Origin of the sequence: Pedobacter steynii, from assembly GCF_900103665.1 — a bacterium.
GTDB classification, from domain to species: Bacteria; Bacteroidota; Bacteroidia; order Sphingobacteriales; family Sphingobacteriaceae; genus Pedobacter; species Pedobacter steynii.
Window position 1 is genome coordinate 1 of record NZ_FNGY01000041.1, and the last position, 1,187, is coordinate 1,187.

A 1,187-nucleotide genomic window follows, 5' to 3' on the forward strand; every position below is an offset into this window, starting at 1 on the left:
GTCCGAAGAATTTCATGACGTTCAATCAGCGTTAGAAACGACCGTTCCAATGCCCCAATATTTAGCGCTCCTTCAAAAACATATACTCCGGGGATGTTATAGGCAATGTTCCCATCTTCGAACTGGCTCAGTACCCATAAACGGCGCTGTGAAGAGGACAACACATAACTTTCTGCCGAAGCCGCCGGGGGAATCGACAGGAAAGAACTACCTGTTGCTTTCTCAATCAATGCCGCCTGATCTTCTAAAACAGGAACGATAAATACATCCTTCATCGCCACCCTGACATCAAACGTTTTGTGGATCTTCGCGGATAACCTGGTGGCCTTTAAACTATGGCCGCCCAGTTCAAAAAAATGAGCTTTAACACTGATTTTCTCCCTGCCCAATATCTCCTGCCAGATCAGCACCAGTTTCTCTTCAATTTCATTTCGGGGCGCAATATGCGCCCGCTCCACATCAGCATCTTCGGTATTTACAGCGGGAAGGGATTTCCTGTCTACTTTTCCATTGGAGGTCAGTGGTAAGCGTTCCAGCTGCAGGAAATGTCCGGGAACCATATACGAGGGCAGCCGCGCTGATAAATACGAACGGATATCAGGCACATTCAGCAGGGATTCCCCTACCAGGTAAGCCACCAAAACCCGCTCCCCATCCGCTCCCTCCCTGGCCAGCACCACTGCAGCACTGATCAGTTCATGATGTTCTAAAACACGTTCAATCTCACCTGGCTCGATCCGGTAACCACGGATCTTAACCTGGTCATCTTTACGCCCGGAAAACTCAATATTCCCATCAGAAAGCCTTCTTCCCAAATCCCCGGTTTTATACATCATTGCTGATTGCTCAAACGGATGGGATACAAACTTCTCTGAGGTTAACTCCGGCTGGTTTAAATAGCCCTGGGAAACACCGGCACCGGTAATGCAGAGCTCTCCGCTTACCCCAACCGGGCAAAGCTGCCCATCGGCGTCTAAAATCAAAATCACCATTCTGCTGATTGCTGAACCAATCACAGCACCCCTGAGGGCTAATCCCGTACCCCCGGGAGCATACGACAGCTGTGTACAGAAAATCGTTCCTTCTGTAGGTCCGTAGGTAACGGTAATCTGGGCACACCTGAAAATCAGGGCCAGTTTTTGCAATAAAAGATCAGGAACTGCATCCCCGCCAATGAAGAGCTGTTT

Annotated in this window: 1 protein-coding gene; it reads right to left on the minus strand. The window is 49.3% G+C overall.

Annotated elements, in window-relative coordinates:
• Nucleotides 1-1,187 (minus strand): non-ribosomal peptide synthetase (locus BLQ87_RS33140; RefSeq protein WP_143010633.1); only part of this gene is annotated, 1,187 nt, incomplete at both ends.